Origin of the sequence: Mycobacterium sp., assembly GCF_050701675.1 — a bacterium.
GTDB lineage: Bacteria > Actinomycetota > Actinomycetes > Mycobacteriales > Mycobacteriaceae > Mycobacterium.
On sequence record NZ_JBOGDD010000875.1, the window covers coordinates 1 to 5,162 of the forward strand.

Below are 5,162 nucleotides of genomic sequence, written 5' to 3' on the forward strand. Positions count from 1 at the left end.
GCGCAAGGCCAATGAGGAGGATGACGATCAGCCGGCCACGGGCCGGCATCGACCGCAACGCCAGCCCGGCCAGCCCCGCAGCGCCCACCAGGGTGGTCGCCAGCACCGCCACCGACCCCGTCACCAGCGACGCTCCCGCGGTGGCGTTCGGCGCCACGAACGGCGTCCAGCTGTAGGTGCCGCGCAGCACCTCCGTCAGCGACAGCCACTGCGTGGTGACCCCGGACGATTCGATGAAGTCGAGGAACGGCGGGCTGACCCGGCCAAGCATGAACAGCGCGATCACCCACCACGTCACCGCCAGCACCGCCGACAGCGCCCACCATGCGGTGAACCGCCACCACAGCTTGTTGGGCCGGTGGGCCGCCCACCAGATCAGCGCGGCCAGGCAGGCGGTCAAGGTGGCGACGGCGTTGACCGCGCCCATCAGCGCGACGGCCAGTGCCGACCTGGCGGCCAGCACCCGAACGCTGCCCTGCCCCCGCAACGCGAGGATCACGGGCAGCAACACCCACGGCGCCAGCATCATCGGCAGCGTCTCCGACGAAATCGCACCCAGCGTCGTCAGCACCCGCGGCGAGAGCGTGAACGCGAGCGCGGCGATGACCCTCGAGGTGGGGCTGCCGATGTCGAGCGCCTCGGCAAGGCGCACGATGCCCCAGAATCCGACGCCGAGCAGCAGCGCCCACCACAGGCGCTGGGTCACCCAGCCAGGCAATCCGAGCACGTCACCGGCGAGGAAGAACGCGCCGTGCGGAAACAGGTAGCCGTAGGCCTGGTTCTGCGTCTGCCCGAATGGCAGGTCGCTATTCCACAGATTCGCTGCGCGGGCCAGGAACCGCAGCGGGTTGGCCGTCAGGTCGAGCTTGGTGTCGGGGGAGATCTGCCCTGGCGACTGGGCGAACGTGCACGCCAGCGCGACGGCGGCGACGAGCCACAGCCAACGGCGCGACAGTGGCGGCGTGACCAGGGGTTCGGGTTGCGGGGGCAGGAGCGTAGTGACCGGGGATTAGGCCCGGTCGCCGTACTCGACCCTGTTGAGCACCGACGACGCCGGGTCGCCAGCCTGCAGTGGCGGCTTGGTGTCCTGCTGCACCATCAACGTGACCCCGAAGATGGCGGCGGCACCCAGCAACAGGCCGACCACGATGCTGGCCGCTGCGGGCAAGACGAACCGATCCACCCGGCCAAGGTAGCACCGCACGCGGTGGGCCAGCGGGAGGCGGGTCTGACTCAGTAGAGGATCACGACGGCGTCGCGGCCTCCGCGGCAGGTGATCCATGGATCGGTGCCCTCCACGCCGCACGTGACCAGGAACTCGTCGCCCACGCACGCCGAACCCTCCGAGCACGGGATCGCGCCAGGGGCGACGACGGTGCGCACCTCGGCGCTCGGGTCGGCGGAATCCCAGTAGGCCTTCAGCACGCTCCCGACGAAGGCGCACGTGGCGGGGGCGCTACCGCGCACGCCCTGGCTGGCCCAGCCCCCTCGGCCGTCGATCTGGTAGCCGCCAGAACAGTCCTCGCCAACGGCGTCGACTCCTTGGATCGTCGGCGGTTTCGGGCGGCCCCCGACCCCGGTACTGGTCGGACGTGCTGACGAGGACGGCGCAGCGCCGCTCGATGGCCGGGTGGAGGCATTTGGGGACGCGGTATCGTCACTCCTGCCGCGGGTCACGACGACCGCCAACGCGACGGTGATCGCGACGACGGCCACCACGCCGGTGACGATCCACGACTTCGCCGTCAATCCCTGCGGCTCGTCGTACCGCGGCTCGGGGGCCTGCGGTGGCGGCGGCGATGCGTCGGGCACCTGCGCGGCGGCCATCGTGGGGGCGAACTCCGGCTCGAACCGATCGAACCCGAAGTCCGGCTCGGCGGTCGGCTCCTCGGCCGACCATGCCGGGACGAAGACGGCGGGCATCCCAGACCCCGACGGGGGGTTGTCGAGGTGTTCGGTCGGCGCGTGCGCCGCCGGGTCGATCACCGGCCGCGCCTGGGTGACGGCGGCTGCGGCGTCCCGAAGAGCGGCGGCGAAGTCCACGCAGGCGGCGAACCGCCGTCTGGGGTCCGTCGCCAACGCCCGCATGATCGGGGGATCGAACGCGGTGAGGTCCTGGCGGGTGTCGCCGAGGGCCGCCACCGTCGAGGGGATGGTGTGCGTGACGGGGGGTGCCCCGCTCAGCAGGTGATACGCGGTGGCGGCCAGGTCGTACTGGTCGACACGATCGTCGGTGGGATCGACGGTGCGGGGAATTCCGAAGCCCGTCAACAGGATCCGTCGTCTGGGGGCGTCGGTGAGCAGTATCTTGGCGGGCCCCACGTCGTGATGGGACACCTGCCGCTCGTGGGCATAGTCCAACGCGTCGGCGACCGCCGTGACGATGTCGAGGGCTTCGTCGGCGGGCATGCCACGCGGATATCGGTCACGCATCAACCGCTCGACGTCGGTGCCGTCGACGAAGTCCGTCGCCAGCCACAGCCGGCCCTCGTACTCGCCGTAGTCGTGCACGCCGACGATGTGCGGGTGCCAGAGCGTCGTGGCGAGGTCGACGTCGCGCCAGAAGCGGACGCGGAACTCGGCGTCCGCCGACGCCGAGGCGGACAGCACCTCGATCGCGTCCTGGCGCAGCAGCCGCGGATGGGTGGCCAGGTAGACCTCACCGAGGGCGCTCGCACCAAGCAGACGCACCACGGTGTACCCCGCGAACACCTCGCCTGACCCGAGCGGCATAGTCGCCGAGGTTACCCAGCACGGCGGACCTCGGCGCTTGGGTCGGCGGAGGGGTCGCACGCTACGATTCGCCCCATGCCGCTGGCCAACGGTTCGACCGGCCCCAGCCAACGGGGCACCATCGTGCGGATCCTGCTCGCCCTCGTCGTCGTCGCAGTCGTCGTGGTGGCAGGCGTCTACTTCGTCAAGCACCGCAACGCATCGGCCAATCCGCAGCAGCCAAGCACCCAGGCCGCGAGCCCGACGCCGCTGCCACCGCCGGAGGCGCCCGCCTGCGGAGAGGGCGACGCGCTGCTGTCGGCGCTCTCGACGCGCGACAAGCTGGCCCAGCTGCTGATGGTCGGCGTCACGGGCGCCGACGACGCCCGGGCAGTGGTGGCCACCCAGCACGTCGGCGGCATCTTCCTCGGCAGTTGGACCGACATGTCGATGTTGACCGACGGCAGCCTCACCGAGATCGCGGCGTCCGCGGACCCGCTGCCGCTAGCGGTCAGCATCGACGAGGAGGGTGGCCGGGTCCAGCGACTGTCGAAGATCATCGGCAGCCAGCCCTCGCCGCGGGTGTTGGCGCAGACCAAGACTCCGGCTGACGTGCACGACATTGCCTTGGAGCGCGGGCTGGCGATGAAGAAGCTCGGCATCACCGTCGACTTCGCGCCCGTCGTCGACGTCACAGAAGAAGACGACGACGAGGTGATCGGGGACCGCTCGTTCGGCGCCGACCCCGCCACGGTCGTCGAGTACGCGGGCGCCTACGCGCAGGGGCTGCGCGACGCCGGATTGCTGCCCGTGCTCAAGCACTTCCCAGGCCACGGCCACGGCTCCGGCGACTCCCACCTCGGCGACGTCACGACGCCAGGGTTGCCCGAGCTGAAGACCAGCGACCTGGTGCCGTACGCCACGCTGACCACCTTGGCGCCCGTCGCCGTGATGGTCGGCCACCTCGAGGTACCCGGACTGACCACCGACGAGCCGACCAGCCTCACCCCTGCCGCCTACGAACTGCTGCGCTCCGGCCAGTACGGCGGGCCGCCCTTCGACGGGTTGGTCTTCACCGACGACCTGTCCAGCATGAAGGCCATCTCCGATCACTTCGGTGTCCCCGACGCGGCGCTGAAGGCATTGCAGGCGGGCGCCGACGTCGCGCTGTGGGTGACCACCGACGAGGTCCCCGCCGTGCTCGACCGTCTGGAGAAGGCCGTGAATTCGGGCGAGCTCGACCCGAAGAAGGTCGACGCGTCAGTGCTCAAGATCGCCGCGATCAAGGGCAAGAACCCACGCTGCGGCGGCTGAACGGAGCTCCATCTCTTAGTCTGAACAGATGGCCGGTGGAACGAAGCGATTGCCGCGCGCCGTGCGCGAGCAGCAGATGCTCGACGCCGCCGTGCAGATGTTCTCGGTGAATGGCTATCACGAGACGTCGATGGATGCGATCGCCGCGCAGGCCCAGATCTCCAAACCGATGCTGTACCTGTACTACGGCTCCAAGGAGGAGCTGTTCGGCGCCTGCCTCGACCGCGAGCTGGGCCGGTTCGTCGACTCGGTGCGTGCCGACATCGACTTCACCCAGAGTCCGAAGGACCTGCTGCGCAACGCGGTGGTGGCGTTCTTGAGCTACATCGACACCAACCGTGCGTCGTGGATGGTGCTCTACACGCAGGCCACCAGCTCGCAGGCGTTCGCCCACACGGTGCGCGAGGGCCGCGAGCAGATCATCGACCTGGTCGGCAAACTACTGCGGTCGGGCACGCGAAACCCCGAGCCCGACACCGACTTCGACATGATGGCCGTAGCGCTGGTGGGTGCTGGCGAGGCCGTGGCGACACGGGTGAGCACCGGCGACGCCGAGGTCCACGAGGCCGCTGAGCTGATGATCAACCTGTTCTGGCGGGGATTGAAGGGCAGTCCGGCCGACGCGCCCGCGGCGTCCACGGCTTGACGATGCCGGTATGACCAGCTGCCCCGCCGTCGGGTCCGCTAGGCCGTCGACTCCCGAACCACCCGGATCAGCGCCGGCAGGCCGACGAGCAGGGCGGTGCGCTCGGCAGGCGTCATGGCCGCCGTCCAGCGGTGGTACCGCGCGCCGTAGCCCGCGGCGATGCGGGCGTGCATGGCGCGACCGGCATCCGTGAGCTGAAGTCGGTCGGTCCGGCGGTCGGCCGGATCGCGGCGGCCACGCACAACCTGCGCGAGTTCGGCGACCGGGCGTCGGTGCACGCCGGCGACGTGACACAACTGCCGTTCGCCGACGACACCTTCGACGCGGTGGTGACGTCATTCAGCATGCACCACTGGGATGATCCCGCCGGGGCGGTTCCCGAGCTGGCGCGGGTGCTGCGACCAGGCGGGCGACTCCATGTCTACGACTTCGGCCACGCGCCGTTCCGGGTGCTGACCGAAACCGCTAGTGAGCAAGGACTTTTCGACGG

The 5,162-nt window shown here is 70.1% G+C and carries 7 protein-coding genes; 3 read left to right on the plus strand and 4 right to left on the minus strand.

Annotated elements, in window-relative coordinates; genetic code table 11:
- From ACRDUX_RS26750 to ACRDUX_RS26760, 3 genes are all read right to left on the minus strand, one after another.
- Positions 1 to 970: alpha-(1->3)-arabinofuranosyltransferase domain-containing protein (locus ACRDUX_RS26750; protein WP_526418211.1), on the minus strand; the 970-nt coding region annotated here is incomplete at its 3' end.
- Between the two features lie 39 nt (positions 971 to 1,009).
- Positions 1,010 to 1,183, minus strand: coding sequence for a DUF2613 family protein (locus tag ACRDUX_RS26755; RefSeq protein WP_526384333.1), 174 nt, complete (start codon positions 1,181 to 1,183; stop codon positions 1,010 to 1,012).
- Positions 1,184 to 1,233: 50 nt separating this feature from the next.
- On the minus strand, positions 1,234 to 2,733 hold the full coding sequence (locus ACRDUX_RS26760; RefSeq protein WP_526418201.1) for a serine/threonine-protein kinase: 1,500 nt from the start codon (positions 2,731 to 2,733) through the stop codon (positions 1,234 to 1,236).
- Between the two features lie 75 nt (positions 2,734 to 2,808).
- Here ACRDUX_RS26760 and ACRDUX_RS26765 point away from each other — a divergent pair, with 75 nt between their 5' ends.
- Together ACRDUX_RS26765 and ACRDUX_RS26770 are read left to right on the plus strand one after the other, a co-directional pair.
- The gene (locus ACRDUX_RS26765) at positions 2,809 to 4,026 is read left to right on the plus strand and encodes a glycoside hydrolase family 3 N-terminal domain-containing protein (RefSeq protein WP_526418203.1); all 1,218 of its coding nucleotides are present in this window, start codon (positions 2,809 to 2,811) and stop codon (positions 4,024 to 4,026) included.
- Between the two features lie 28 nt (positions 4,027 to 4,054).
- Entirely contained in the window at positions 4,055 to 4,672 is a 618-nt protein-coding gene (locus ACRDUX_RS26770; RefSeq protein ID WP_526418205.1) for a TetR/AcrR family transcriptional regulator, read from the plus strand.
- Positions 4,673 to 4,710: 38 nt separating this feature from the next.
- Here ACRDUX_RS26770 and ACRDUX_RS26775 read toward each other — a convergent pair whose 3' ends face one another.
- Positions 4,711 to 4,845 carry a hypothetical protein gene (locus ACRDUX_RS26775; RefSeq protein WP_526418207.1) on the minus strand — a complete coding sequence of 45 codons (135 nt, stop codon included), beginning with the start codon at positions 4,843 to 4,845 and terminating at the stop codon, positions 4,711 to 4,713.
- Here ACRDUX_RS26775 and ACRDUX_RS26780 point away from each other — a divergent pair.
- Positions 4,840 to 5,162: class I SAM-dependent methyltransferase (locus tag ACRDUX_RS26780; RefSeq protein WP_526418209.1), on the plus strand; the 323-nt coding region annotated here is incomplete at its 3' end. The two genes, ACRDUX_RS26775 and ACRDUX_RS26780, sit on opposite strands and share 6 nt — an antisense overlap.